Origin of the sequence: Isoptericola sp. NPDC056134 (assembly GCF_042264825.1) — a bacterium.
Lineage (GTDB): Bacteria > Actinomycetota > Actinomycetes > Actinomycetales > Cellulomonadaceae > Isoptericola > Isoptericola nanjingensis.
Map to the genome: position 1 here is coordinate 1 of NZ_JBHJVM010000080.1, position 665 is coordinate 665.

Annotated in this window: 1 protein-coding gene; it reads left to right on the forward strand. The window is 65.3% G+C overall.

What is annotated here, in order from left to right; genetic code table 11:
- Positions 1–152: 152 nt before the first annotated feature.
- On the forward strand, positions 153–383 hold the full coding sequence (locus ACFCZN_RS21405; RefSeq protein ID WP_430558106.1) for a hypothetical protein: 231 nt from the start codon (positions 153–155) through the stop codon (positions 381–383).
- Positions 384–665 lie beyond the last annotated feature (282 nt).

Sequence of the window (665 nt, forward strand, 5' to 3'; positions counted from 1 at the left end):
CCGTCAGATGTGTATAAGAGACAGCCCCGAAGCCGGTGCAACCGGAGCCCGTGGCATGGCCGGAGCAGGATGAAGTGGTCCAGTCGCCAATTGGCGACCGCCCCGAGCCCCTTCCGGCGCCTGCGCCTGAGCTGGAGCCCGTGTCGGAGGCCGTGGACGAGGTCCTGGCCGAGCCCGCAGACAGTGGGGACCAGAGCCTGGAGCCTGAACAGGACCTGACGGGCGTGGAACTGCTGGAGTACCGCTACCTGCGACTGGCTGCAGAACAGCGTTTCCCGAACCAGTCGGCCAGCTCCCTGGCCAGGTCCCTTTCCCCTGGTACTGGATTCACGGAGGGCACGGCCCGCAAGTATCTGAAGCCCATCATCGACAAGCACAGCTGAGAAATCCCGGGCTGCATGTCAGCCCTGACTCGTACGGTGATCGTGAGGTCACCGGACATAAGGCGCCCCCGGGAGGCGCTGGTACCGCCCAACCCCGGGGACTTCGCGACAGAGGAGAAATCTCGTGTCACGCAAGGAAGAGAATCCCACACCCACCGCCACTGACGAGTTGGGCGGAATGATGCCGCACCGATTGCAAGGCATCATCAAGGCCCAGAAACCCTCCGCGCTCGGCAAATCCGGCAAGGGCGGCGCGTACGCGGCGGTCGGACTGCCCGCCGT